Source organism: Roseateles sp. AC306 (genome assembly GCF_979253795.1).
This window is the reverse complement of the sequence record NZ_CEEDEB010000003.1, coordinates 175,350-197,949: the sequence shown is the minus strand read 5'-3', so window position 1 is coordinate 197,949 and position 22,600 is coordinate 175,350. Positions and strand designations below refer to the sequence as shown.

The 22,600-nt window shown below is 64.4% G+C and carries 28 protein-coding genes and 1 pseudogene; 3 read left to right on the top strand and 26 right to left on the bottom strand.

Annotated elements, in window-relative coordinates; all coding sequences use genetic code 11:
* Positions 1-58: 58 nt before the first annotated feature.
* The 4 genes from AC0IZJ_RS09025 to AC0IZJ_RS09010 are packed head-to-tail and all read right to left on the bottom strand — an operon-like array spanning position 59 to position 4,588.
* Complete coding sequence (locus AC0IZJ_RS09025; RefSeq protein ID WP_471848779.1) at positions 59-1,162, bottom strand: glycosyltransferase family 9 protein; 1,104 nt, start codon at positions 1,160-1,162, stop codon at positions 59-61.
* Complete coding sequence (locus tag AC0IZJ_RS09020) at positions 1,159-2,163, bottom strand: glycosyltransferase family 2 protein (protein ID WP_471848777.1); 1,005 nt, start codon at positions 2,161-2,163, stop codon at positions 1,159-1,161. Before AC0IZJ_RS09020 ends, AC0IZJ_RS09025 begins: the two co-directional genes overlap by 4 nt.
* Entirely contained in the window at positions 2,160-3,254 is a 1,095-nt protein-coding gene (locus AC0IZJ_RS09015; RefSeq protein WP_471848775.1) for a glycosyltransferase family 9 protein, read from the bottom strand. Before AC0IZJ_RS09015 ends, AC0IZJ_RS09020 begins: the two co-directional genes overlap by 4 nt.
* Positions 3,251-4,588: a glycosyltransferase family 4 protein gene (locus AC0IZJ_RS09010; RefSeq protein ID WP_471848773.1), complete on the bottom strand. Its 1,338-nt coding sequence runs from the start codon at positions 4,586-4,588 to the stop codon at positions 3,251-3,253. The genes AC0IZJ_RS09015 and AC0IZJ_RS09010 overlap by 4 nt, the downstream gene beginning before the upstream one ends.
* Before the next feature lie 187 nt (positions 4,589-4,775).
* On the opposite strand from AC0IZJ_RS09010, the gene AC0IZJ_RS09005 reads away from it, so the two are divergent.
* The 3 genes from AC0IZJ_RS09005 to AC0IZJ_RS08995 are packed head-to-tail and all read left to right on the top strand — an operon-like array spanning position 4,776 to position 10,023.
* Positions 4,776-7,448: an ATP-binding cassette domain-containing protein gene (locus AC0IZJ_RS09005; RefSeq protein WP_471848771.1), complete on the top strand. Its 2,673-nt coding sequence runs from the start codon at positions 4,776-4,778 to the stop codon at positions 7,446-7,448.
* Between the two features lie 51 nt (positions 7,449-7,499).
* Positions 7,500-9,350, top strand: coding sequence for a carbamoyltransferase family protein (locus tag AC0IZJ_RS09000; RefSeq protein ID WP_471848769.1), 1,851 nt, complete (start codon positions 7,500-7,502; stop codon positions 9,348-9,350).
* A gap of 58 nt (positions 9,351-9,408) precedes the next feature.
* A complete protein-coding gene (locus tag AC0IZJ_RS08995; RefSeq protein WP_471848767.1) occupies positions 9,409-10,023 on the top strand; it encodes an undecaprenyl diphosphate synthase family protein in 615 nt (204 codons plus the stop codon).
* Here the strand turns inward: AC0IZJ_RS08995 and AC0IZJ_RS08990 are convergent.
* The 22 genes and pseudogenes from AC0IZJ_RS08990 to AC0IZJ_RS08885 all read right to left on the bottom strand — a co-directional run bounded on the left by AC0IZJ_RS08990 (position 9,999) and on the right by AC0IZJ_RS08885 (position 22,538).
* Positions 9,999-11,054 (bottom strand): alpha/beta hydrolase family protein, encoded by a 1,056-nt coding sequence (locus AC0IZJ_RS08990; RefSeq protein ID WP_471848765.1) that lies wholly within the window; start codon positions 11,052-11,054, stop codon positions 9,999-10,001. The two genes, AC0IZJ_RS08995 and AC0IZJ_RS08990, sit on opposite strands and share 25 nt — an antisense overlap.
* Positions 11,055-11,278: 224 nt before the next feature.
* A complete protein-coding gene (locus tag AC0IZJ_RS08985) occupies positions 11,279-11,446 on the bottom strand; it encodes a hypothetical protein (protein ID WP_471848763.1) in 168 nt (55 codons plus the stop codon).
* 263 nt (positions 11,447-11,709) lie between these two features.
* Positions 11,710-11,886: a hypothetical protein gene (locus AC0IZJ_RS08980; protein WP_471848761.1), complete on the bottom strand. Its 177-nt coding sequence runs from the start codon at positions 11,884-11,886 to the stop codon at positions 11,710-11,712.
* Positions 11,887-12,950: 1,064 nt separating this feature from the next.
* Positions 12,951-13,316 (bottom strand): annotated as a pseudogene (locus tag AC0IZJ_RS08975) (IS30 family transposase); the annotation flags it as partial.
* 25 nt (positions 13,317-13,341) lie between these two features.
* Positions 13,342-13,752, bottom strand: coding sequence for a hypothetical protein (locus tag AC0IZJ_RS08970; protein WP_471848759.1), 411 nt, complete (start codon positions 13,750-13,752; stop codon positions 13,342-13,344).
* Between the two features lie 538 nt (positions 13,753-14,290).
* A complete protein-coding gene (locus AC0IZJ_RS08965; protein ID WP_471848757.1) occupies positions 14,291-14,704 on the bottom strand; it encodes a hypothetical protein in 414 nt (137 codons plus the stop codon).
* 62 nt (positions 14,705-14,766) lie between these two features.
* A complete protein-coding gene (locus tag AC0IZJ_RS08960) occupies positions 14,767-15,147 on the bottom strand; it encodes a hypothetical protein (protein WP_471848755.1) in 381 nt (126 codons plus the stop codon).
* Positions 15,148-15,550: 403 nt separating this feature from the next.
* Entirely contained in the window at positions 15,551-15,859 is a 309-nt protein-coding gene (locus tag AC0IZJ_RS08955) for a hypothetical protein (protein WP_471848753.1), read from the bottom strand.
* A 121-nt stretch (positions 15,860-15,980) separates the two neighbouring features.
* On the bottom strand, positions 15,981-16,355 hold the full coding sequence (locus AC0IZJ_RS08950) for an Imm1 family immunity protein (protein WP_471848751.1): 375 nt from the start codon (positions 16,353-16,355) through the stop codon (positions 15,981-15,983).
* A gap of 65 nt (positions 16,356-16,420) precedes the next feature.
* Positions 16,421-16,843, bottom strand: coding sequence for a hypothetical protein (locus AC0IZJ_RS08945; RefSeq protein ID WP_471848749.1), 423 nt, complete (start codon positions 16,841-16,843; stop codon positions 16,421-16,423).
* A gap of 54 nt (positions 16,844-16,897) precedes the next feature.
* On the bottom strand, positions 16,898-17,143 hold the full coding sequence (locus tag AC0IZJ_RS08940; protein WP_471848747.1) for a hypothetical protein: 246 nt from the start codon (positions 17,141-17,143) through the stop codon (positions 16,898-16,900).
* A gap of 10 nt (positions 17,144-17,153) precedes the next feature.
* On the bottom strand, positions 17,154-17,552 hold the full coding sequence (locus AC0IZJ_RS08935) for a hypothetical protein (RefSeq protein WP_471848745.1): 399 nt from the start codon (positions 17,550-17,552) through the stop codon (positions 17,154-17,156).
* A 60-nt stretch (positions 17,553-17,612) separates the two neighbouring features.
* Complete coding sequence (locus AC0IZJ_RS08930) at positions 17,613-18,065, bottom strand: hypothetical protein (RefSeq protein ID WP_471848743.1); 453 nt, start codon at positions 18,063-18,065, stop codon at positions 17,613-17,615.
* A 387-nt stretch (positions 18,066-18,452) separates the two neighbouring features.
* A complete protein-coding gene (locus AC0IZJ_RS08925) occupies positions 18,453-18,860 on the bottom strand; it encodes a hypothetical protein (protein WP_471848741.1) in 408 nt (135 codons plus the stop codon).
* Between the two features lie 75 nt (positions 18,861-18,935).
* Positions 18,936-19,418: a hypothetical protein gene (locus AC0IZJ_RS08920; RefSeq protein WP_471848740.1), complete on the bottom strand. Its 483-nt coding sequence runs from the start codon at positions 19,416-19,418 to the stop codon at positions 18,936-18,938.
* 125 nt (positions 19,419-19,543) lie between these two features.
* On the bottom strand, positions 19,544-19,888 hold the full coding sequence (locus AC0IZJ_RS08915) for a hypothetical protein (RefSeq protein WP_471848738.1): 345 nt from the start codon (positions 19,886-19,888) through the stop codon (positions 19,544-19,546).
* 63 nt (positions 19,889-19,951) lie between these two features.
* Positions 19,952-20,347, bottom strand: coding sequence for a hypothetical protein (locus tag AC0IZJ_RS08910; RefSeq protein WP_471848736.1), 396 nt, complete (start codon positions 20,345-20,347; stop codon positions 19,952-19,954).
* 77 nt (positions 20,348-20,424) lie between these two features.
* Positions 20,425-20,709 carry a hypothetical protein gene (locus AC0IZJ_RS08905; RefSeq protein WP_471848734.1) on the bottom strand — a complete coding sequence of 95 codons (285 nt, stop codon included), beginning with the start codon at positions 20,707-20,709 and terminating at the stop codon, positions 20,425-20,427.
* 130 nt (positions 20,710-20,839) lie between these two features.
* Complete coding sequence (locus AC0IZJ_RS08900; protein WP_471848732.1) at positions 20,840-21,178, bottom strand: hypothetical protein; 339 nt, start codon at positions 21,176-21,178, stop codon at positions 20,840-20,842.
* Between the two features lie 81 nt (positions 21,179-21,259).
* Positions 21,260-21,505 carry a hypothetical protein gene (locus tag AC0IZJ_RS08895; protein WP_471848730.1) on the bottom strand — a complete coding sequence of 82 codons (246 nt, stop codon included), beginning with the start codon at positions 21,503-21,505 and terminating at the stop codon, positions 21,260-21,262.
* Positions 21,506-21,571: 66 nt separating this feature from the next.
* Positions 21,572-21,991 carry a hypothetical protein gene (locus AC0IZJ_RS08890; RefSeq protein ID WP_471848728.1) on the bottom strand — a complete coding sequence of 140 codons (420 nt, stop codon included), beginning with the start codon at positions 21,989-21,991 and terminating at the stop codon, positions 21,572-21,574.
* A gap of 172 nt (positions 21,992-22,163) precedes the next feature.
* Positions 22,164-22,538, bottom strand: a complete 375-nt coding sequence (locus AC0IZJ_RS08885; protein ID WP_471848726.1) for a hypothetical protein — start codon at positions 22,536-22,538, stop codon at positions 22,164-22,166.
* Positions 22,539-22,600: the final 62 nt, after the last annotated feature.

The window sequence follows — 22,600 nt, the reverse complement described above, 5'->3', positions numbered from 1 at the left end:
GCGTGCAGCGTTGCCGCCTGACCGGTGAATGCGGCCGTGGGACCTGCCCGTCGAGCAATCAAGCTTGTGCATGCGATGGGAAGCGGTCAACCGCCGTTTCTGGGTTCGCACGCTGTTCATGCACGGCGGCCAGCACCGTGTCGACGGTCAGCGCCGTAGCGCACGCATGGCCCACCGGGCAGATGGCGTGGGCGCAAGGCCGGCAAGGCGCGGGCTCGGCCAGCACGCGGTGGCGCACGCGGTCCGGCGGAGCCCAGCGCTGGGCATCGCTGCCGCAGGACACGACGACGCTGGGCACGCGCAGCGCGGCAGCGATGTGCGACACGCCGGTGTCGTTGCACACCAGCAGCCGCGCGCCTTGAAGCAGCGCACCGAGCGACCACAGGCTGGTGCGGCCGACCAGGTTCACATGCGGCACGCCGCGCACGGCCAGCCGCAGCGACAGGTCGGCCACCAGTGCGCGCTCCCCGAGCGTGCCGGTCAGCACGACGGTCAGGCCGGCCTGATGCAGGCCTTCTGCCACCGCGGCGAAGCGGTCCACCGGCCAGCGCCGCGACGGCAGCTGGGCGCCGGCATGCACGCAGGCGTAGCGCGTGTCACCGCAGCCAGGCCAGCTGCGGCGCAGGGCCTCGTCGTCCTCGGCGCAGAGCGGGAACTCCAGCGACTCGTCTTCGTCCACCGGCAGGCCGAGGTGCGTGCACAGCGCCAGCAGCCGCTGCGTCTCGCGGCCCTGCGTGGGCCAGGGGCAGTAGCGCGCCGCATCGTCGGCCGGCACCATGGCCCCGTCGCCGTGGAAGCCCGCCGTGGCGCGCGCACCGAACAGGCGCACCAGCGGATTGGTCAGCTGGCCGCTGCCATGCAGCTGGATGGCCAGGTCCCAGGACTGGGCCTGCATCGCGCTCAGGAACGCCGGCAGCGCGCGCACGTCCACTGGATGTTCGGGCAGGCCGGGCCAGCCGGGGAAAGGCAGCCACTCGTCCACGCAGGTCAGCCGCTCGACGTAGTCGCGGCTGGCCGGCAGCCCCAGCACGGCGATGTGCGCCTGCGGCCACGCGCGGCGGATGGCACGCAGCGCCGGCACCGCGCAGAGCATGTCGCCCAGCACCAGCGCGCGCAGCACGACGATGCGGCGCACAGGCTCGTCGATATCGGCGACGCTCACAGGAACGGCGTGCGGAAGTGCCAGGCGCCGCGCAGCCGCCAGTACACCGACAGGAAGGGAATGGCGGCGGACGTGGCCAGCATCTCCCACACATGGCGCGGCGCGTGCGATGTGGGCCGCAGCCGGCGCAGCGTGATGCGCGCGATGAGCAGCAGTGCCACCACCAATGCGAGCGCCGCCAGCAGCGGCTGCATCGCCAGGCCGAGGGCCACCGCCGCCACGGCCAGCGCGACGACGGCGTAGTAGTCCCAGGGCGGCATGCGGCGCACGCGCGAGCGGTAGGTCGCCGGGTGCTTGCGATAGAGCAGCGCATCGAAGAAGACATTGCGCTGCTGGCGCAGCGACACGCCCCAAGGCTCGGGCCGCACCGGATGCCACACGACCGCCAGCGACGCGCGGCCGACCGGGCCTACGCGCTGCAGGCGGAACTGGAGGTCGGAGTCTTCCCGCCAGGCGCGGCGGAAGCGCTCGTCGAAGCCGTCGACGATGACCAGCGTGTCGCGGCGCACGAAGGCGTTGGCAGTGACGAACTCGGCTGTCTCCAGCCCGCGCGTCATCAGCTCGTGATCGGTGGGCCGCTCGCCACTCGCCCTGCCCTCGCGCGGCACCAGCACCTGGCCGCCCGCTGCCACCCAGCGCGCGTTCTGATGCAGCGCCGCGAGGCCGTGGCGCAGCCAGCCGGGGTCGGGCCGCGTGTCGTCGTCGGTGAAGGCGACGATGGGCGCGCTCGTCGCCCGCCAACCGCAGTTGCGCGCCACCGCCGGGCCGCGGCCGGACGCCGGGCGCAGGTAGCGGATGCGCGGCGCCGGCGACAGCGCGGCCAGCGCCTCGACGCAGTCCCGCGTGATGTCGCAATGCCCGTCGTCCACGACGACGATCTCGAAGCGGTGTTGCGGCAGCGTCTGCGACAGCAGCGCCGACAGGCAGCCATGCAGCAGCCCCGGGCGATGGAAGGTGGGCACGACGACGCAGACGTCGACGCCATGGCGCGTTTCTCTCATGCGGCCTCCCGCATCAACTCTCGCGCCGCGTCGGCCACCGCCTGCGGCGCCACGCCGCTCAGGCAGCCATGGTCGGGCTGCGCACACACGCTCTGCTGGCAGTTGCGGCAGGGCACGTCGTGGTTCAGCACGCGCGCGGGCACCTGCCACGGCGTGTGCTGGGGGTTGGTCAGCGCATAGAGGTCCACCACCGGCGTGCCGACCGCAGCGGCCAGGTGCACCGGCCCACTGTTGTTGGCGACCAGCACGCGCGCGCCCGCCACCAGCGCCGCCAGCGCACCGAGGCTGGCGGGCGGCGGCAGCCCGGTGCAGGGCAGACGCATCGCAGCGCGGGTCTGCCGCAGCAGTTCGGCCTCGGCCGGCCCGGCGCACAGCAGCACGCGCCCACCTTCGCGCTGCAGCAGTTCGGCCGCTGCGGCATAGGACGCCGGCGGGTAGCGCCGCGACGGCGCGCTGGCACCCGGGTGCAGCAGCACATAGGGCTCGTCTTGGCCTACGCCGGCCGCCAGCAGCGCATCGCGGGCCGCGCGGTGGTCGGCATCCCGCAGCTGGAAGCGCAGGCGCTCGTCGGCGGTGCGGAAGCCGACCTGCGCCACCAGGTCCAGCTGGCGCCGCACCTCGTGCCGCATGCCGACGCGGATGCGGTCGTCGTCGCGGACCTCGTCGCTCAGCAGGCCATAGGCGCGCTCGCGCACATGGGCGAGGGTGAGCGGGATGCCGGCCATGCGGCACAGCAGCGCGGCCGGCAGCGCACTCTGGGTGCAGACGGTGAAGATGATGGCGGCGTCGAAGCGCTCAGCTTGCAGGCGCCGCAGCAGGACGCGCTCCGCCTCACCGGGCGGCTGGCCGGCGAGCGCGGCCGCACCGGCCTTCATCCAGGGCGCGTCAAAGCCGATGACCTCATCCAGCATCGGCAGGTGCGGCTGCAGCGCCACCACGCCGCGGGCGGCCAGCAAGGTCAGCCGGGCCTCGGGCAAGGACTCGCGCACGGCGGCGATGGCCGGCGTCGTCATCAGCACGTCGCCGAGGTTGTCCAGCCGCACCAGCAGCACGCGTTGCGCGCTGCGCCAGCGGTCCTGCGTGGCGCTCATCCCTCGGCCCCCAGGGTCCGCAGCGGCAGGGCCGGCCGCAGCAGGGCCGGCTGGCGCGCGGACAGCAGGTGCAGCGCGTTGCTGCGCACGCATGAGCGCCGTTCGCTGGCCAGGCGCGCATACAACGCTGCGAGCCGGGCAGCCACGCCGTCCCATGTGAACTCCTGGCAGACGCGGGCACGACCGGCGCGGCCCATCAGCCGGCCCAGCTCCGGGCCGAAGCGCAGGTCCTCCAGCCGCATCGCCAGCGTCTCGGGGTCGTCGGGCGGCACCAGGAAACCGGTCAGACCGTCGACCACCGTGTGCTGGATGCCGCCCACGGCCGCGCCAATGACCGGCGTGCCGCAGGCCATGCTTTCCAGCGGCGTGATGCCGAAGGGCTCGTACCACGGCGTGGTGACGAAGACGTCGGCCGCCTGGTAGTAGTCGCGCAACTGATGGCGGTCGCGCCGGCCGACGAAGGTGACGCGCGCCTCGACGCCCGCCTGCTGGGCCACGGCGCGCAGCCGCGCGATCTCGGGCGTGCGCTGCTCGTCGGGCTCGAACGAGTCGCCGCCCACCACCAGCAGCCGCCACGGCCGGCCGTCGCCCAGACGCGACACCGCGCGGATGACGTTGTCGATGCCCTTGCGCGGCACCAGCCGGCCGAGCTGCAGCACGATGAACTCGTCGGCGGGCAGCTTGAGCCGCCTACGCGCGGCCAGGCGGTCGCCGGGGCCGAACTCGTCCAGATCCACGCCGCACGGCACCTGGGCAATGCGATGGGCCGGCGCGCCGCAGTGCTGCATCAGGTCGGCCGCGTCCTGCGGGCATTCGGCGATGACGCAGTCGGCCTCCTTCGCGATGCGCTGCTCCAGCGCGATGCGCTCGGGCGGAAAGCCGTCGGCCGACTTCTGGTGCAGCCGGCGCACGGCGCCGAGCGCGTGGAAGGTCTGCACCAACGGCACATCCAGCTGGCGCTGCAGCCGCAGCCCGACCACACCGGACATGAAGAAGTTCGCATGCACGACGTCATAGCCCAGGCTGCGCCGCATCAGCCGCAGCGCCTCGGTGCCGAAGGCCTTCATGAAGGGGAGCAGTTCCTCCTTGGGCACGAACTCCGGCGGGCCGGCATCGATGTGGATGACGCGCACGCCGGGCCGCATGTCCACCGCAGTGGGCAGGCTGCGCTGGTCGCGCCGCGTCAGCACGTCCACGTGGTGACCGAGCCGGGCGAGCGCCGCGGCGACGTGCAGCACGTACACGTTCTGCCCACCGGCATCCACGCTGCCCTGGGCGGCCAGGGGCGATGCGTGCTCGCTGATGAGTGCGACTCTCAAGGGGGGTGCCGTCATGACTGCTCCATTGATGCTGATGCGGGGCTTGAGCAATCGCCGTACCGCTGCTGCGCAGAAGCGCTTCTCCCCGCCAAGGCGGCCGCCCAGCCCATTGCTACGCACAGAAGTTCCGGAACTTCTTGCAGAAGCGCTTCTCCGGCGCCCCCGGTTCGGGACTGCGGATTGCTGCGCGGCGGCGATGCCCATGGATGACTCACGCGCACCGATCACCGGGCAGCAGGCGCTCGCCCAGCTGTGGGAGGCGATTCGCCCCTGGCGGGCGAAGGTCGCGCTGGCGCTGGCGCTTCTCGTGCTGTCCAAGCTGGCGGCCGTCGGCGTGCCCGGCGTGCTCAAGGCCATCGTCGACGACCTCACGCCGACCGGCGCCAACGTCGCGTTGACGGCGCCTGTGTGGCTGCTGCTGGGCTACGCACTGCTGCGCTATGCCGGCACCTTGTTCACCGAGCTGCGCGACCTCGTTTTCGCGCGCGTGGGCAAGCAGGTCGTCGCCGACTTTTCGGAACGCGCCTTCGCCCATCTGCTGGACATGAGCCCGCGCTTCCACGCCCAGCGCAGCACCGGCGCGCTGATCCGCGAGGTGGAGCGCGGCGTGGGCGGCGTGGGCTACCTGCTCGGCGCCGGCGTCTTCACGGTGCTGCCGACGGCCGTCGAGTTCGCCGTCGTGCTGGTCATCGTGTCGGCCGGCTACGGGGTCAAGTTCGTCGCCGTCATCGCCGCCACGATGCTGGGCTACGCCGCCTGGACGGGATGGAAGACGCGCGACCGGGTGGAGAGCCAGCGCATCATGAACAGCCACGACACGCGCGCCCACGGCCTGCTGGTCGACACGCTGCTGAACTACGACGCCGTCAAGACACATGGCCGGGAGGCCGCTGAACGGGGGCGCTACCGGGACGTGCTGGCGCAGTGGGTGGCAGGCAGCGTCGGCAGCCAGAAGACGCTCTCTGCCCTGCACCTGGGGCAGGCCGCCATCATCGGCGTGGGCGTCGGCGCCGTCATGCTGATGGCTGGCTTCGACACGGCGGCCGGCCGCATGAGCATCGGCGACCTGGTGATGGTGAACGCCTATCTGATCCAGGTGTTCCTGCCGCTGAACACGCTGGGCTTCGTCTTCCGCGAGACGCGCGACGCGCTGCTCAACACCGAGACGCTGTTCCGGCTGCTGCGCAAGACGCCCGACATCCTCGACGCACCCGGCGCCCAGCCCCTGCACAGCGCCGACACCACGCTGCGCTTCGAGCACATCGACTTTGGCTACGACCCGCAGCGGCCGGTGCTGCACGACTTCTCGCTAACGATCCCGCACGGCCGCACCTGCGCCGTGGTGGGCAGCAGCGGCTCGGGCAAGAGCACGCTGGCGCGGCTGCTGATGCGCCTGTACGACCCCGACGCGGGCAGCGTCAGCATCGGCGGCCAGCCCCTGACGAAGGCGACGCAGGCGAGCCTGCGCGAGGCCATCGGCGTGGTGCCGCAGGACCCGATGCTGTTCAACGACACCATCGCCTACAACATCGGCTACGGCCGGCCGGGCGCCAGCCGAGATGATGTCGCCGCCGCAGCGCGCGCGGCGCAGGCGGACGAGTTCATCCAGCTGCTGCCCGAGGGCTACGACACGCCCGTGGGCGAGCGTGGCGCGCGACTGTCGGGCGGCGAGAAGCAGCGCATCGCCATCGCCCGCGCCTTTCTGAAGAATCCGCCCATCATGGTGCTGGACGAGGCCACGTCGGCGCTGGACACGCGGGCCGAGCGGGCCATCCAGGGCGCGCTGGAGCGCGTGGCGCGCAACCGCACGTCGCTGATCATTGCCCACCGGCTGTCCACCGTCGTCAATGCCGACGAGATCATCGTCATGGACGCCGGCCGCATTGCCGAGCGCGGCCGCCACGAGGCCCTGCTGGCGCAGAACGGCCTGTACGCGCAGCTGTGGGAACTGCAGCGCCAGCAGCAGCAGGCGCAGACGCTGGAGCGGCGCCTGGCGCAGCACGCCGTCAACCTGGCCGGCATGCTGGTGCTGAACCTGGACGGCCTGCGCGACGAAATGGCCGACCGGCGCATCGAGCTGTTCACGCGCATCGACATGGACGTGGCCAGCGTGATGGGCGACGCCAGCCGCATGGCGCGCATCGTGCAGCTGATCTGCCAGCTGGCGCTGCGCGGCGCCTCAAGCGGCCGCATGGAGGCGAGGCTGGCGCGCAAGGCGCTGGCCAGCGAGCTGACCGTGGGCTTCCAGGGCGTGCTGGACGGTGCCACCGGCGGGCCGCCGGACACGCTGGAGCTGCGCACGCTCGTGACGGAGGCCGGCGGCCACCTGACCATGCTGCGCGACACCGCGACGGGCGAGCAGCAGTACCAGCTGGATTTCCCGCTGCCCGCGCTGGCCTTGCCGGAGGACGCGCGCATCGACACACCGGTGCCACCCGCCGCCGAGCCGGAACCCGGCACGCCGAGCCGCCCGCTGACCGGCATGTGCGTCATGTGCGTGGACGACGACGAAGACGCGCTGGCCTCGCTGGGCGCGCTGCTGGAGCATGACGGCGCGCGCACGGAGCGCATGCTCTCCGGGCATGCCGCGCTGCACGCGCTGACGACGCGCGGCCTGGCCGACTGGCCCGACGTGCTGGTCTGCGACATCGCGCTGGGTGCCGAGGACGGCCACACCGTCGTGCGCAACATCCGCGCCATGGAAGCCCAGCGCCAGGTGCCATTGAACAAGCGCCTACCCGCCGTGGCACTCACCGGCCTGGCGCAGCCGGAAGACCGGCTGCGCGCGCTGGCCGCCGGCTTCCAGCGCCACCTGGCCAAGCCGGTCGCGCCGCGCGCACTGGAGCAGGCGCTGCGCCAGCTGGTGAACGCATGACCTGGGAACACGGCTTGCTGCGCTGGCAGCTCCCCACCGTCAGGAGCTTTCATGCAACCCACTCCCGCGCCGGCCATACCGGGTGTTCCCGCGCCTCGCCTGTTCACGCTCGGCATCAATGCGAGCTTTCACGACTCTGCGGCCGCGCTGGTGCTTGATGGCCAGGTGGTGGCCGCGGCCGAGGAGGAGCGCTTCACGCGCATCAAGCACGGCAAGCGGCCGGTACCTTTCAGCGCCTGGGAGCTGCCCTATCACGCCATCGACTTCTGCCTGAAGGAAGCCGGCGCGACGCTGGCCGATGTCTCGCATGTCGGCTACAGCTTCGACCCCCAGCTGTTCATCGGTGACCGCGCGCCGGACCAGCGCTTCACGCTGCCACTGCAGCCGTCCGACTTCGAGCCCGGCGTCTGGGAAAACCCATGGGACCCACTGTTCGCCGCCTACATGCTGAGCGCACCGCGCCAGCTGCGCGACGGCGCACCGCATCACCTGAAGAAGCGCTTTGCGCTGCCGGACCGCAACCAGCCGCCCTATCGCTGGCATTTCGTGGCCCACCACCTGTGCCACCAGGCCAGCGCCTTCCTCGCCGCGCCGTTCCCGCGCTGCGCGGTGATGACGCTGGACGGCCGCGGCGAGCAGGCCAGCACGACCTACGGCCGCTACAGCGACAACCGCTACGAGGCCCTGGGCGAGGTGCGCGTACCGCATTCGCTGGGGCTGCTGTACGAGCAGGTCACGTCGCATCTGGGCTTCCTGCATTCCAGCGATGAGTACAAGGTGATGGCGCTGGCTGCCCTGGGCATGCCCCGCTACGCATCGCTGCTGCGCGAGCACCTGCGGGTCGCCGCCGGCGGGCAGTACACCTGGACGCCCCTGGACCTGGAGCAGGCCTTCGGGCCGCGCCGCGCGGCCGGCGCGACGATGGAGCAGCAGCACCTGGACCTGGCCGCGTCGCTGCAGGAAGTGCTGGAGGACACCACGCTGCAACTGGCCACCTGGCTGCGCGAGCGCACCGGCGAGCACGACCTTGCCATGGCCGGCGGCGTGGCCCTGAACTGCGTGATGAACTCGCGGCTGCGCGACGCCGGCATCTTCGAGCGCGTGTGGGTGCAGCCGGCGGCGGGCGACGCCGGCACGGCACTGGGCGCGGCCCTGTGGATAGACGCACGCGAGCGCCGCGGGTTGGAGGCTGACAGCACGCCGCAGAACGCGCCCGAGGGCTCCGATGCGCGCAGCGGCAATGTCTTCACGCTGGCGCCGCGACGCTGGCAGATGGACCACGCCTACCTCGGCCCGGCGTTCGACGACGCCGAGATCGAGGCGCTGCTGCAATGGGCGCAGCTGCGCTACCGGCGCGTGTCCGACGTCGCCGATCAGACGGCGCAACTGCTGGCCAGCCACAAGATCGTCGCCTGGTTCCAGGGCCGCATGGAGTTCGGCCCGCGCGCCCTGGGCGCCCGCTCGCTGCTGGCCTCGCCCATCGACCCGGCCATGCAGGCACGCCTGAACGAGCTGAAGGACCGCGAGGACTTCCGCCCGGTGGCGCCCGCCATCAACGCGGAACACCTGGCCGACTGGTTCGAGCCGGCCGACGCCAACGGCGGCCTGTCGCCCTTCATGCTGTTCGTCTACGGCGTCAAGCCGGAGCGCCGCGAGCAGATTCCGTCAGCACTGCACACCGACCGCACCGCCCGCGTGCAGACGGTACACAGCGACACCAACCCGCTCTTCCACGACCTGCTCGAGGCGTTTGCCCGCCGCACCGGCGTGCCCATCCTCGTCAACACCTCGTTCAACGTGCGCGGCGAACCCATCGTCGCCACGCCCAAGGCGGCCATCGAGGCCTTCTTCAGCACGCCGCTGGACGCGCTGGTGATCGGGTCGTTCATCCTGGAGAAGTAGAGCTGAACCATCGCCATCCAGAACGGGAAGTCGGCGCAATGCGCCGAATCCGGACCCCATGAGCCGACAGCATCTGCCCCGTCATGTGGGGTTCATCCCGGACGGCAATCGCCGCTGGGCGGCGCTGCGCGATCAACCGAAGGAGGCGGGCTACGCGCATGGCATCGAACCGGGCTTGACGCTGTTCGAGAACTGCAAGCGGCTGGGCATCGAGGAGGTGTCGGTGTACGGCTTCACACAGGACAACACGAGGCGCCCCAGCGCCCAGACGGCACAGTTCCGCGCGGCCTGCGTTCGGTTTGCGCTGGAGATTGCGGAGCGCGGCGGTGCGCTGCTCGTCGTGGGTGACGAACGCTCGCCACAGTTCCCGCCCGAGCTCGCGCGCTTCCGGCAGCGTCAGGGCGACGGCATCAAGGTGAACTTCCTCGTCAACTACGGATGGGAATGGGACCTCCAGGGCCTGCGTGAAGGCGAGTGCCGATCGTCCGACGTCTCGCGCATCGACCTCGTCGTGCGTTGGGGCGGCGGTCGTCGCCTCAGCGGATTTCTCCCCATCCAATGCGTCTATGCCGACATCTATGTGGTCGACTCGCTGTGGCCAGACTTCCATCCTGACCACTTCGACGCCGCCCTGGCGTGGTTCCGGGCTCAGGACCGCACGCTTGGTGGCTGACCGCCGCTGGCGCCTTTGCTGAAAGTGTTGCACCTGGCAGATCCGGCCCCATCCATCAGCTGCCGCATGAAACGCTGCGCTATATCTGCCAGCCGGCCCATCGTCCGCGCGTCCGCCGTGTCAGCCGCCAGATTCGCAAGACCGGGGGCACACCGAGGGTGGCTGCCGTCCGGATACAGCACCATCTCGGCGGGCGCACCGCCGGCTCGCCTCAGCTTCACGAAGAGCTCTTCGGACTGTCCGCGCGGGCAGCGCTCGTCGTCGGCGCCTTGCAGGAACAGGGTCGGCGTGCGCACCTTCTCGATGGTCGTCATGGGCGACAAGCGCGCGAGGAGTTCGCGCTGCTCGTCGGGTTCGCCGTCGGTCGAACAGGCGTCCGCGTAGTCGCCGCTGTCGGACGTGCCGAAATGCGACTCCATGTTGGCCACCGGTGCGCAGACCACTGCCGCACGGAACTGCTCGCTGTGCCCAATGGCGTAGGAACTGATGTAGCCGCCATACGACGAGCCGGTGATCGCGACCCGGTCGTCGGCGATGCCTTCCTTGCGCAACTGCTCCACGGCGGCGAGATGCTGAGGCAGATCGAGTTCGCCCCACTTCTCGCGCAGCCTGTCCGAAAACTCCCGGCCGTAGCTGCTCGACCCGACCGGGTTCAGAGCCAGCACCGACCAACCCCGCGAGCAGAGGATCTGCCAATACGGGTGCGTCGAGAAATTCAATTGCACATAGGCCGCTGGGCCGCCGTGGGCATCCACCAGCAGGGGACCGGGGCGATCTGCATTCGCATCGCCCGGCGTCAGCAGCCAGCCGTCGATCTGCTCCGTGCCGCCGTTGCCGTCCGGCACCTCGAAGCGCCGGTAGTTGACCTTGGGCGCCGTGCGTTCCTTCCACCAGCCGTTGAAGTGACTGAGTTGCTGCTCGCTGCCAGCCGGGGCCTCCACCGGGCACATCCGGTCCTCCGCGATGGCGCTGGCGCAAGCCACCAACCCGGCTAGACAGATATCCGAGGAATTAAAAAATGCGGCAGACATCTCTCCTCAGTTTCTTCGCAGCACTAGCGCAGGGCGCCGAATTGGTGTGCTTCGAAATGCTAGGTAACTGCGTGATGCATGGTCAAGCTAGCAAAGTGCCTGGAGGTAGCCAAAACTGTGGATGCAACCACCGCGCCTTCGTTCTTGCGCTCGACGGGCCCTTCCTCGCCGGTCGGCTGCCGAGTCTGCCGAGTCTGCCAAGTATGGTTGCTTGGGTTCGCTCCTCACTTGTGCAGATCCGCGTAAGCCGCGATGACCTCGGACTGGTTGTCGGTGGAGTACTTCTGGTGCTCCGTCGACATCCGCACGTACTGCGCCAGAGGCAACAGGTTGTCTGGCGTTGCTTGCGTGCCGGCTGCGGCGTGCAGACGCAGGTTCGATCCTTCAGTCATCGCAGCCCTCCCGGGCAGACGGTCATCGGAAGATCATGGTCGCCGCTCGATGTGATGGTTAGATAAAGTCGCAGTTCCCGGACGAACTACCAACTAGGGGGCGCTGGATTCGGGTGCAGGTGTCTGCGCTACTCCGGCGCCTGTGATGACCTTGAGCAATCGCCAAAAGCAACCGCCATGGCCACGCGTCGCTGCGATACCGAATGGCGCGACCAAAGAGTCGACGCCGTCGAAAGGCCGACGATCAAAAATCGTTCGCGACTTCAATCAGCCGCACTGCCCTTTTTCTTCAGATGCCCTGACCGCCGCAACTTACGCTCCAGCTTGCGTCGCAGGGCAGCCAGCAGTTCATTGGAGGATTGCGCGGCTACGACCGCCACAATACCCGATGGCGTCACGAACTTGATCGCCGTCTTGCCTTTGTGGCGCAAGGTCTGCATTGAAGCTCCGTCTATCGAGAATCTGTCTGGAGGAGTGCGACGGTTCGATCAGCCTGGGGCGGAGCGGGCGGCGTTTGGGGACTTGGTTTAGCGAGTGCCGGCCCATGGTCTTCGGCGATCGAACAAAAGCCGTTCAGGTGCACCAACGGTCGTTTAGAGAAACGCACTCACGATCCCGGGCACGGCGGGGGCACAATTTGGGCACAGGATGGGCACAAAGCCCAGAAACGACAAAGCCCGCACTCGGCGGGCTTTGCTAAGTCCTTGTTGGACTTCATATTTCTTGGTTGCGGGGGCAGGATTTGAACCTACGACTGGGTTATGAGCCCCACCTCTATATGCCGCATTAGTTGGCACAAATAGGTGTGCAGTAGCGTATTTCGTTGAAATACACTGGGTGGAGGCCGCTCTGCCGGGCGTCCACCAACGTCGAAGGACGCCGATTGCCGCCGCATCTGCTCATCGTCCCGCCCGCGAGCGGTCCTGCCGGCGACGTCACACCCATGACCGTTGGGCTTACTGAGTACGAACTCCTGCGAGCTTGGGCGGAGGCGTCTGGCCTCGGTCGCGAGGCGGCCCTGATCGACCACGCGCTGCGGGTCCGGACAGACCAACAGAAGCAGTTGCTCCGAACTGTCTACGACAGCTTGGCCGAGATCGAGTCGGTACTGAGCCGATGGGAATCAAAAGGAACCGACGTCCACGGTATGGCCGCCTTCGCTCGCGCGTGGCGCGACCGGCCACGGAGCATGCTCGACCCCAACAGTGCCGTCGGCCGTCAGGGCGTCCCTGGGCGCCAAACGGGGAAATCACCACTCGATGCAGAGTTTCGGGCCGGGGGTGACGACCGCGAGGTAGATCCGGAGCGCGACGCTCTCTACTTGTTGATGCAGTGCCAGGTAGCTCCGGCCGTCTCAGTCGTGTCCGACAAATCCCCGGTGCTCAGTAAGCGCACGGCGGACACATCTTGAGGACGGCCCCGGCAGCGATAACGATCGCTATCCAGTGACGTTGAGTGCTGCCGCTTGGATGCGTCCGTCGTGGGGCAGCAATGTGCGGCGGATTCAACCGGTCAGCGCAACACATTCGCTGAATCGCTCAGCGGGCGTTTGGAAGCCGAGCGTTTTGCGCGGCCTCTCGTTCAATTGTCTGGCGATCGAGTTGAGCTTGGCCTGAGAGTAGCCCGAGATGTCGATGCCCTTGGGCAGGTACTGCCTGAGCAGCCCATTGGTGTTCTCGTTGCTGCCTCTTTGCCAAGGACTTTGCGGGTCACAGAAGTAGACCTTGATGTCTGTAGCCATGGTGAATCGCTTGTGCCCATGCATCTCGGTTCCTCGATCCCAGGTGAGCGACTTGTAGAGCTCCTGCGGCAGCTTTCGGGCATGCTTGATGAGCGCGTTGACGACCGTCGGCGAGTCCTTGCCGTCCAGCGAAGCAGTCCTCTGCAGCAAATGTTTAAAGCGCATTCTCTCGCTCCTTGAGCCGCTTAATCGCGGCGCATCGGACAAACTCCTCGGGGTCCAAGGAAAGCAGACGAAGACTTTCAAGGTCGCACTTCGCGTTGCACGCTAGGCGATCACGCACGGAGGCGTCGGCATCAGCACGCAAGAGCGATCGCAGCGCGGCGCTCAACTTCCGCTTGCTTGCCACTGTTGCCCGTACCGCTGGGTCGCAATCGTGCGCGAGGAGTTCGAGGATTTCGAGCGGAACAGTTTTGTTGTGGGCGACCCAAGACCGCAATTCCGGAAATCTTTCGATCACAGAAAACCAGACGGCCAACGACGCTTCGTCGTTTGAGGCGCGTTCGTACTCCTCTGGGTCTTCGCTCTGGCGAAGACGACGGAACTCTTCGGCGGAATGAATCACGGCGCCTGCGCTTCACGTCGAAGTTGACCGGCGTGCACCAGCAGTGCGTCGGACGACGAAAGCTTGTCCACCCGCCTTGGGGCGCACTGACGGTGCAAGTCCGCGTCAAATGAATGGTTAGGCATCATGGCCGCTGCGGCCGAGGGTTCCTTCACTTCGCCCAGTCCATGATCCGACTCCAACTTTAGGCACCAACAAAGTTCCAGCCGCTTAACGCGCCCGAGACGAGAGATTCCCTCGAGCGAGGTGATGTTAGAGAAGTCAATCTGAACGTATTGCGCAGAGCTGATGTTGCGGATCTAACTCAACCCGGGCTGTTTCGTCTTGAACTTGTGAAGTTGGAAGTAGGTGGCACCGGCAGTCTCGACAGGTGCGGGACGATTGCCCCGAAACTCAATCGCCACAAACTCCCCAGGTCTTAGTTGGTCTCGCCAGACTGTGTTATGTGTCCAATCCACTTTCTGCCTAACGTCTGGAGTAAGCGGACCAGCCAGCGTAGCTGGCGCAGGTCCGCTTGAATGATGGGTTGGCCAGCACCTTACTGCACCTTCATGCTAGCAAATTGGCCGATTGCACCCGACCACATGCCGAAGTGCCCCGACTGCCCACTCACAAATACACCCCGGACGATGACTTGCTTGCGATTGAACGGAGTCCACGAAGCCAACGCCTTCTTGTACCGCAGCTCGTCTGCCACAGATTCGTATGGGCCGCTGTCGATCTCTAACCAGACGCACGAGTCAATGTTTCGGACCTTCCCGCTGATGGAGCAAAGAGTCATGTTTTCAAACTCGACCGTGACCAGCGCGGAAACGGACACAAGCTTTCCGGTGTACTTGGCTGGACGAGCGATGAGTTGCATGACATCAAGGGCAGGTTCCGCAGCGCTGACAGTTTCCGGCCAGATGCAGGCAAGGACAACTGTGGCGCAGAAAGCAGCGATCTTGGGCATTGCTGGCCAACGTCGGAGTTGTGGGGCGGCGAAGCCGTCCCACACGAACGACCGGTTGGACGTCACTGCTTGCCTCCCGCAGCGCCCTTACCCTTTGCAGATGCGATGAGTTCAGCCACGTCTTGGCCGGTCAACCGAACCAGCTCGGCATAAGCCCGATCTGTGAGGTTCTTCGGCCCAGTCCCTTCACCGACGACGACATACTTTCCGTCCTTCGGATAAACCATGAAGTAGAACGGACCAGCTGGGCTGCCAGAGGCGGTAACGGCCACGATGGACTTCCCATCGGAGCATGCATACACAAGCCAAGGCGTTGCCCCATAGCTTTTGGAAACTGGGCCGGTGCTGCAATCGAGCGCCGGTGCTTTGTCATTACCCTGTTGCGCGACAGTGGGCAGCGGCAATGCCAACACGAGTGGGGCCAGCCAAAGAAGTGCCTTCATTGTGATGTTCAACGTCGGCGTTGACCGGCGCACACGAGGCGAGTGCCCGAAGCGCCCGGAAGCGCCTGTGCGTCCGTGTCGAACAACCTGTTAGAGCTAGACACCCTGGAGCTCCGATTGAAGTATTTCGACATCGAATCCGCTTTCGAGCTCGAGGATGAACTTCGGTTCAGGCGCCAAAGAGAGCACCGTCACCAGTGAGCCGGACTTCCCGGAATGTGGCCCGACCACAATTCGAACGTAGTCGTTATGCATGAACGTCACTCCTGGAATCGCGTCGCGGCTCAGGAATGCTTGGCCTAGTTCAGCAGCGCGCATGTTGAGCTCTAACGTTTGACATGAGCTGCGTGACCCGGCCTGCCGGGGAGCGTCAGTTCGATGGAATGGTTAGGCATGCGTGTCGTCAAAGTTGATACCTCAACCATAGCCACAAAGTCAGCGAGACGCTCAGAAGCGCGATCCAGAAGACCTTTGGCCCATGACGATGTCGCAGCCAAACTCCTGCTGTGATGACTGCTAGACCCGTCAAGATGAGGTAGGCCGCTTCTAGCGTTCCGCCCAGATTCTTGTGCAATCGGATTGCGTTACCAAGCGCAATGACGGCAAGAATGCAAACCACCACAAGCACCAGAGCGAGACGCAGCCGTGCAACGAGCACGATGCGTTTGGCATTCCGAACTGCTCGGTCAATCTCTGAATGGGAGTAGCTCATGGAAGCTGGAGTGCGTAGTAGCAACGGCTGCCTTTCGCATGCCTAACGTTGAAGCTCAGCGGACGGCGCAGCCGTCCGCTGCAGCGACAAGTTATGGCGCTGCCTACAGCAGTATGCGAACTCAGTCTTCATACCACTCAATCCATTCGGGTCGTGCACCAGCGTTCTCGTAGAAATAGGCCATGGCTTTGTAGCACTGCTCCACTTCGACGCACCATGACAACGGATAAGTGTCGAACTGCCCATTGGAAAGTTTGAAGCTCGCCGAGCCTGAGCGGTCGCTAGCCGACCTTGAAGAGAATCCACTGTCGCCTTCATGCCGGAGATACATCAGCCACGCGTCGTCGCCATTGCGCAGCATGCAAAGCGAGGGACCCTCCGGGGAATAGGCCCAAAGCTCGAATTGCGGCGACTGATCGAATTGATCGAGAAGTCGCCCCATGTGTCCGGTGGAGAGCACAGGCTCGCGTTGGCCGTTGAAATCGAAGGAGATCACTCAAGCGCCATAACGTGAAGGTGAGCGGACGCCTAAGGCGTTCCGCTTCACTGGCAGGTTAGGCTTCACTTATGGCTTTCCTTGGTGCTCGATGTCCCGGCCGCGAGCCGCCGCAATGCCTTGAGAAGCGGCTCCTCGGGAAAGAGCTTGCCACAAAGGTTCACGGTGTCCCGCTCGACCCACGCAACGAACTCTTCGCCCGACGCAAAACCGGTACCGCACATTGAGCTCTCCGCGTCGAGCGCTTGCAAGATTTGCACGCGCTCACTGCCTTTGAACCGCTCAAGCACGCGAATACGGGCTCGCTTGCCTGGTAGAACCGAAACCACTTGAACGTGCGCAATGTAGGTAGCTGACGCGAAGGCTTCCTGCGCCCAGTCGCTCCGGCCTGTGAATGCGCGCGCTCCAACACAAGAGCAAGCGTGGCTCGCAACAGCGCATCCCGCTAGTGTCAGGACTAGGAGCGCCTTCAGGCTGATGTTGTTCATGAAACCTAACGTCGGAGTTGTGGGGCGTCGAAGCCGTCCCACACGAACGACCAGTTAAACCTCTGGCACATAAACGCCAGCTTTCGGAGCGCCGACGCGAACGGCGAAATCGATGCCCGTATCAAGCATGTTGGCGATTTGCTGCAATGTCATTTCGAGTTCATCTTGATTGCAAAGGTAACGTCGGAGTTGACCGGCACGCGCCGGTGCTACGCCGCTTGGCGTCGTCGCACGCCTTGCGGCGAAGTTCCGGTGCGTGTCCGTGTCGAACAACCTGTTGGACCGCGTGGAATCAAGCATGCTTGTCAGTCTAGTTCGTCGTCGTCGATGGCCAGGCGGCATGAGTTGCCACCAGCCCTTGCAACTGACTGCGCTTCTCCGGTGTTGGCGCCGCGAGGGTCGCGCAGAGTTGATCGGACAAACACTCAGCCGCGCTCTTGCTCTCTGCGTGCGCTTGGAACTCAAGCATTCGAATGGCTCCGTCCGTTTGCCCTGATCGGATTGAAGCAAGCAGGGATGCGTACAGTTTGATTTGATTGGCGCTGGTGCTCACCTGTACGAAGCGCTCTCTCTCGGCTTGTTTTTTGGCGGCATTTTGCTCGGCGATGCGCTTGCCGACAAAGAAGGCAGCTGCGACTGACACTGCAACCAGGAGCGGCAGTACGACCCCAGGCATCTTGACTGCGAACATGCGTCGAACATCACTCATGGGTTGTCGGTCCAACGTGCAAGCTCAGCGGACGGCGAAGCCGTGCGCTGCAGCGAAGGGTTAAGCGGCACAGCGACTCCCTGGCATTGGGATGTTGCTTCCAGGGCCGCCGAATACTTGTCCGTTGATGAGCGCAGCAAAGGACTCGCCAACATCTATGAGGCGTGTTGACTCGAAGTCTTGGGTAAACCCGCCGCCAGTTCCAAGGATGTTGAGCACACCTTTGTCCAGTGCGGGAGGTCCATTCTTGAGCGCTACCAGCAGCGACTCAAGTGCAGCGAGAACTATGGCTTTTCCTTCGGGCGAGTTCGTGTGTTCCTCGAGATCAACCGGGCAGAAGCCTGTGCAATAGCCCAGGGACGCAAAGAGCCACTCGTCGCGGATTTTCCTTGCTAGCGAGTGCTCGTCACGTGGGTCCTCGATGTGCAGTGACAGAAGGCGCAGGAATAGCTCAAGGATGGAATCGTTCATCCAGAAGCCGTTGCCATTGATGCTGACAAACGATGTGCTCATTGCCGCTTAACGTTGGCGCTCAGCGGGCGGCGAAGCCGTCCGCTGCAGCAACTGGTTAGGAAGCATGCTGCTCACCGAAAGTCCGAGAAATTTTTCGCCAGGCCTACTGAACGCGGTAGTCATCAAGATTGAAAGGCGGGCGGATCTTTTCTGGTCGCAGAGCTACCCAAACAAACATACTTATTGGGCAAAACAGCAGCATGACGAGTAGTGCAACAAGCAGCGGGGGCTTGTCACGCAACTTTGCATCCCGGTAGGCCCAGGCTCCGCTCCAACCGATCATGCCTAACCAAAAGATAGCTGGTGCAAAGGAGACTAACGCTTCCATCTCGTGCTTCCTAACGTCTGCGCTCAGCGGGCAGCGAAGCCGTCCGCTGCAGCAACAGGTTAGACGGCCGATGCTTGCCACAGAACATGCATGTCTCCATCAACGAAACCCATTCCGACTCCGCGCGCGCCTTTGAGGATGATCGATTTCTCACCGCTAGCGATGTAAGAGCGCACGAGCTCTACGCTTGTTTGCAGCCATGCTTGCCAGTCCTTGCCGGCAAGGGCGTAAGGTATCTCGAAAATGTCTTCGCCAGTAGTGAACGTCTCGGAACCTGGCCAATAGTCGCGTTCCGGAACCTCACAGGGAACAAAGGAATCGGTGCCCATGAGCTGGACGTGCACCGAATCCTCGCCCTCATAGAGGTTGAAGTGAAATGCGACCGTGGTCTCAGGAATGCGTTGAGAAAGCGCGCCGTCGGTCCAAGCGAAGAAGCTGAGCTTGACTGATGAAAGCGACTGTTCCATAGGCCGTTTAACGTCGAAGCTCAGCGGGCGGCGAAGCCGTCCGCTGCAGTGAAAGGTTGAGCGGTTCGTGATACCTCATGCATTCGCCTCTAGGACAGCCTCAAGCAGATCAAACTGCCTCTGAAAGACGGGTGCACATAGGGAAGAAACCTCGCGCACTCGCTCGACGATGTCGGAGGTCTGCGTAGCTTGCGAGAGGAACGATTCATTACGAATCTTGGGATCGATAAACGGCCCCTTTTCCGAGGCAGTGATACCGCAATAGAACGCGATGCTCCGCACGGCAAGAAATGCGACTTGGGCGTCTGGATCCGACGCCGATTCGAGCAATAGGCGCTGCGCCACTCGGCCGTTACGAGGTTGGAGGATGCAGACGAGGCATGCCCGCCAACCTGCACTGCGTTTCGCGCGAATGGACACCAGTTCGACCCATTCCTGGTCGGACAGCGATAGAGCCAGTGCCATTGCCTCCTCGGCGCCACCGCCATCCGCCCACGCCATGGAATCGACGTCAGATTGCGTGAGGAGCGAATCAAGTGCTTCAACTGAGGATGGCATGTGCAAGTGCCGGCGAGGCCGCTCAACGTGCCAGCTGAGCGGCGAGCGGCGGCTGGGCACGGAAGGCCCAGAATGAAATGAGGGCGTGCAGTGACCGGCCGTTGCGAGTCGGATCGAGCGCCGGGTTATGGTGTCGCAAGCAGCTTTGCATAGATTCCTTCCCGCGCCTGCGACGTATCGGCATTGTCGAATTCCTCGAAGAGCCCAAAGTGAAAGAGCCGCTCGTTCATGGTCATACCGCCGATGCCCTCAATCGCCGTTGTGCAGAACGCCGTCCACAGGCCATGAATGACTACATGCGTCGAATCATCGGCGATCCAGCTATTTCCGACGTAGCGGTCGACCTGTAATCGCAGTTCACCAACGTTGGTGGCATTGCGCTCCCACTCGACCAACAGCCGAGCCAGCCCTTGAACGACAGCATCCGGCGACGTGCGACTGATCGCAGACGCAAGCTCGTCAATCGTCATTTGCGCCATAACGTGAAAGTGAGCGGACGCCGAAGGCGGTCCGCTCCAATGAAAGGTTGAACCTCAGTCGCCGAGGGACACAGCGCATGGCTCGGTTCCTTCAAAGGGCACAGTAATCATTGCATCTGCCCAGTCGGTTAAGGAGAACTCGACCGCGAACTTGCCGGACCTGTACACCGTAAATCCATCGCAGACCAGCTCACCGTTTCCGGCAATGAACTCCTGCGCCTGAGCATCTGATCTGACAAAAGATTTGGCTGCCTGAATCAAATGCGTCGGGTCCCGTAGAAGCTGCCGCGCGACTTCAACAGCCTTTGCGCTAGGGTGCTCCTTGTCCCCCTCCATGCTGACGCCAAGGCCAACGTGTTGTACCGTCGACGAATACCACATCGTGCCCGTCCGCGAGAACTGCCCGAGTTGCGAATCTTCGAACTTTCGCTGGCGCCAGAATCCGAACATCTGAGGTTCAACGTTCGCGCTCAGCGGGCGGCGTACCCGTCCGCTGCAGCAAAGGGTTAGACGACGCGAGGTCTGTGCTACTTCGCATCTGGCACATCGTCGAGCCACGCAGGCCAAGCATCCGTTGAGGCGTAGTGGCAAACAAGCTCTGCGAGTGCTCGCGCGGAGAGCTGCTTGTGCGCAGCATCGGCGACGACCATTGCGGTGTCCTCCTGCCCAAGCACGCATTCGTATCCAGCCGAAATGACCTCATGTGGCACATCGTATTCATCGGTGAACTTAGCAATCACGGCGTCCGAGCCCCAAGTGAATGAGGTTTTTGCGCAGATCACGTGGTCTGCTGACATCTCCAAGATCTGCATTACTGCATCGACTAGCTGCATAGACGGTCCGTCTAACGTCAAAGGTCAGCGGGTGGCGAAGCCGTCCGCTGCAGCGAATGGTTAGGCGCCGCTGCACTACAGAAGAAAAGGGTGCTCTGAAGTGCAGCACTCACGGCGCATTCTCGCGACTTGCCAAGCCGGAAGCACGCTCTTGTTCGATGCGGCGCCCTCGGGAAAACAGCAGCTTGCAGATGAAGGCAACTAAGACGTAGATCGGGATATGCCAAGGCGACCATGGCCACTCTACGGGCTGGCTGTTGACCAACAGCGCGCATACGGCCAGACACGCCAAGGCCGCAATTTCAAGACTCAGGTACCGCATGGCGGCGGTGAACCTGCGGCGCACCAAATGCACGAGAGTCTGCAGCCCAAATACAAAGGCAGCACAGGCCGCAAAAGTCAAGGCAATTACACCAGTTGCGAGTGCAAGGACGAGGAGGAGTCCCACGGATAAGGCGCTTAACGTGCGAGGTCAGCGGGCGGCGAAGCCGTCCGCTGCAGTGACCAGTTAAGTCTCATGTGGGCGCCTTCACTTGCCCGCGAGCCCTGAGATGAAAGAACGCTGCGCCTTGCCAGTGCAAGCACGGCAGATGCAGATGAATTCGAGGACGTCGGCGTGAAAGGAAACTCCAACTTCCTCTTCCGACTTTCCGCAAAATGCACAGACTCGCTCTGGAAACGTCTTTAGCGGCCCCATTCCAAGATGAGTCCGCATTTCGTTTATGCCTGCAAGCATCTCCGCTTTGATTTGATCCAAATCAGGGTCGTTTTGCATGAGACTTAACGTTGGAGGTGAGCGGCGGCCCGAGGCTTGCCGAGGGACGTCCGTTCGAGCGACCAGTTATGGCTCACCCAGGGCCGACTGCACACGCTCTGCCCGCGTCTGGTGATAAACATCGCTGGAAGCTGCGAGAAGAACTGAACATATGAGCATTGCAGCGGCAATGGGACCAAAGTCTCCCGTTAGATAGAGCTTGCCGTGCACGTAAAAATCCAGTGCCAAACAAAGAAGTGCGACTAGCGCGACGGCCAACGCTGAGGTAGTGGTGTCCTCTGCCTTGAGTTTGATGAGTTGAATGCCGCTCGTGAGCGTCACGGCAACTACAGCGATGCCAAGCAACGGTCGCAAACCACCTTGAGAGTTGATAGTCAGCGCGCCGCCGCCACTCAGCAGCACCAACAGCAGACCCACAACCATTCCCAGACCAACGATGCTGCCGATAGCAATGAGCCCATAGGCAGCGATTCTTACAACGTGCATGTTCGCTCTCCACTTTGACTGGTTGAAATCAAAAGACTGACGTACGGTATTGCTGAGCCATAACGTTTTAAATGAGCGGCGGCTTGCGGATGGCGAAGCCAGCCGTAAGACGTCCTCTCAATGGAAGGGTTAGGCCGCTGTCGCAAGAGCTGCCCGAGAGGCCGATTGGAAATCACGCTGCCTTCCCGCCGGGTGTAGCTTTGGCGAGGCGCTCAAGCTCCTCAAAGAGGATCCCAGGCGCACCGTGGCTTAGCCACTCTTCGAATTCAGCAGGATGTGCGAAGTTGACGCGCTTGCCTTCCTTGGCTTCTGACGCGGTGCATCCATGTTTTGCCGTGAACTCCAGGTGAGCGTGAACCCAGGTCATGAGATGGAAGCCTTTGCTATCTCGGCTTTCGAACTCGGTTGCATACACATGACCTGATTCGGTGCCTTCAGTTGAATGCTCTGAGGCGCCGAGGAGTATGTGACGAATGTCTTCCGCCAAGCCTTGAGCGACAAGACGACGCACAAGCTCTATTTTGCGAGCAACCTCGGTCTCGTGCATCGTCGGCCTAACGCCTGTATTAAGCCGAATTGCGTAGTGGAGGCAAAAGCGTGGCAGGATTT

Excerpts from the sequence above, each read along its gene's own strand:
- AC0IZJ_RS09020 (WP_471848777.1), bottom strand. The coding sequence starts at position 2,163 with ATGAGAGAAACGCGCCATGGCGTCGACGTCTGCGTCGTCGTGCCCACC.
- AC0IZJ_RS09015 (WP_471848775.1), bottom strand. The coding sequence starts at position 3,254 with ATGAGCGCCACGCAGGACCGCTGGCGCAGCGCGCAACGCGTGCTGCTG.
- AC0IZJ_RS09010 (WP_471848773.1), bottom strand. The coding sequence starts at position 4,588 with ATGACGGCACCCCCCTTGAGAGTCGCACTCATCAGCGAGCACGCATCG.
- AC0IZJ_RS09005 (WP_471848771.1), top strand. The coding sequence starts at position 4,776 with ATGGATGACTCACGCGCACCGATCACCGGGCAGCAGGCGCTCGCCCAG.
- AC0IZJ_RS09000 (WP_471848769.1), top strand. The coding sequence starts at position 7,500 with ATGCAACCCACTCCCGCGCCGGCCATACCGGGTGTTCCCGCGCCTCGC.
- AC0IZJ_RS08995 (WP_471848767.1), top strand. The coding sequence starts at position 9,409 with ATGAGCCGACAGCATCTGCCCCGTCATGTGGGGTTCATCCCGGACGGC.
- AC0IZJ_RS08990 (WP_471848765.1), bottom strand. The coding sequence starts at position 11,054 with ATGTCTGCCGCATTTTTTAATTCCTCGGATATCTGTCTAGCCGGGTTG.
- AC0IZJ_RS08985 (WP_471848763.1), bottom strand. The coding sequence starts at position 11,446 with ATGACTGAAGGATCGAACCTGCGTCTGCACGCCGCAGCCGGCACGCAA.
- AC0IZJ_RS08980 (WP_471848761.1), bottom strand. The coding sequence starts at position 11,886 with ATGCAGACCTTGCGCCACAAAGGCAAGACGGCGATCAAGTTCGTGACG.
- AC0IZJ_RS08965 (WP_471848757.1), bottom strand. The coding sequence starts at position 14,704 with ATGCCCAAGATCGCTGCTTTCTGCGCCACAGTTGTCCTTGCCTGCATC.
- AC0IZJ_RS08960 (WP_471848755.1), bottom strand. The coding sequence starts at position 15,147 with ATGAAGGCACTTCTTTGGCTGGCCCCACTCGTGTTGGCATTGCCGCTG.
- AC0IZJ_RS08955 (WP_471848753.1), bottom strand. The coding sequence starts at position 15,859 with ATGAGCTACTCCCATTCAGAGATTGACCGAGCAGTTCGGAATGCCAAA.
- AC0IZJ_RS08945 (WP_471848749.1), bottom strand. The coding sequence starts at position 16,843 with ATGAACAACATCAGCCTGAAGGCGCTCCTAGTCCTGACACTAGCGGGA.
- AC0IZJ_RS08940 (WP_471848747.1), bottom strand. The coding sequence starts at position 17,143 with ATGCTTGATTCCACGCGGTCCAACAGGTTGTTCGACACGGACACGCAC.
- AC0IZJ_RS08935 (WP_471848745.1), bottom strand. The coding sequence starts at position 17,552 with ATGAGTGATGTTCGACGCATGTTCGCAGTCAAGATGCCTGGGGTCGTA.
- AC0IZJ_RS08930 (WP_471848743.1), bottom strand. The coding sequence starts at position 18,065 with ATGAGCACATCGTTTGTCAGCATCAATGGCAACGGCTTCTGGATGAAC.
- AC0IZJ_RS08925 (WP_471848741.1), bottom strand. The coding sequence starts at position 18,860 with ATGGAACAGTCGCTTTCATCAGTCAAGCTCAGCTTCTTCGCTTGGACC.
- AC0IZJ_RS08920 (WP_471848740.1), bottom strand. The coding sequence starts at position 19,418 with ATGCCATCCTCAGTTGAAGCACTTGATTCGCTCCTCACGCAATCTGAC.
- AC0IZJ_RS08915 (WP_471848738.1), bottom strand. The coding sequence starts at position 19,888 with ATGACGATTGACGAGCTTGCGTCTGCGATCAGTCGCACGTCGCCGGAT.
- AC0IZJ_RS08910 (WP_471848736.1), bottom strand. The coding sequence starts at position 20,347 with ATGTTCGGATTCTGGCGCCAGCGAAAGTTCGAAGATTCGCAACTCGGG.
- AC0IZJ_RS08905 (WP_471848734.1), bottom strand. The coding sequence starts at position 20,709 with ATGCAGATCTTGGAGATGTCAGCAGACCACGTGATCTGCGCAAAAACC.
- AC0IZJ_RS08895 (WP_471848730.1), bottom strand. The coding sequence starts at position 21,505 with ATGCAAAACGACCCTGATTTGGATCAAATCAAAGCGGAGATGCTTGCA.
- AC0IZJ_RS08890 (WP_471848728.1), bottom strand. The coding sequence starts at position 21,991 with ATGCACGTTGTAAGAATCGCTGCCTATGGGCTCATTGCTATCGGCAGC.
- AC0IZJ_RS08885 (WP_471848726.1), bottom strand. The coding sequence starts at position 22,538 with ATGCACGAGACCGAGGTTGCTCGCAAAATAGAGCTTGTGCGTCGTCTT.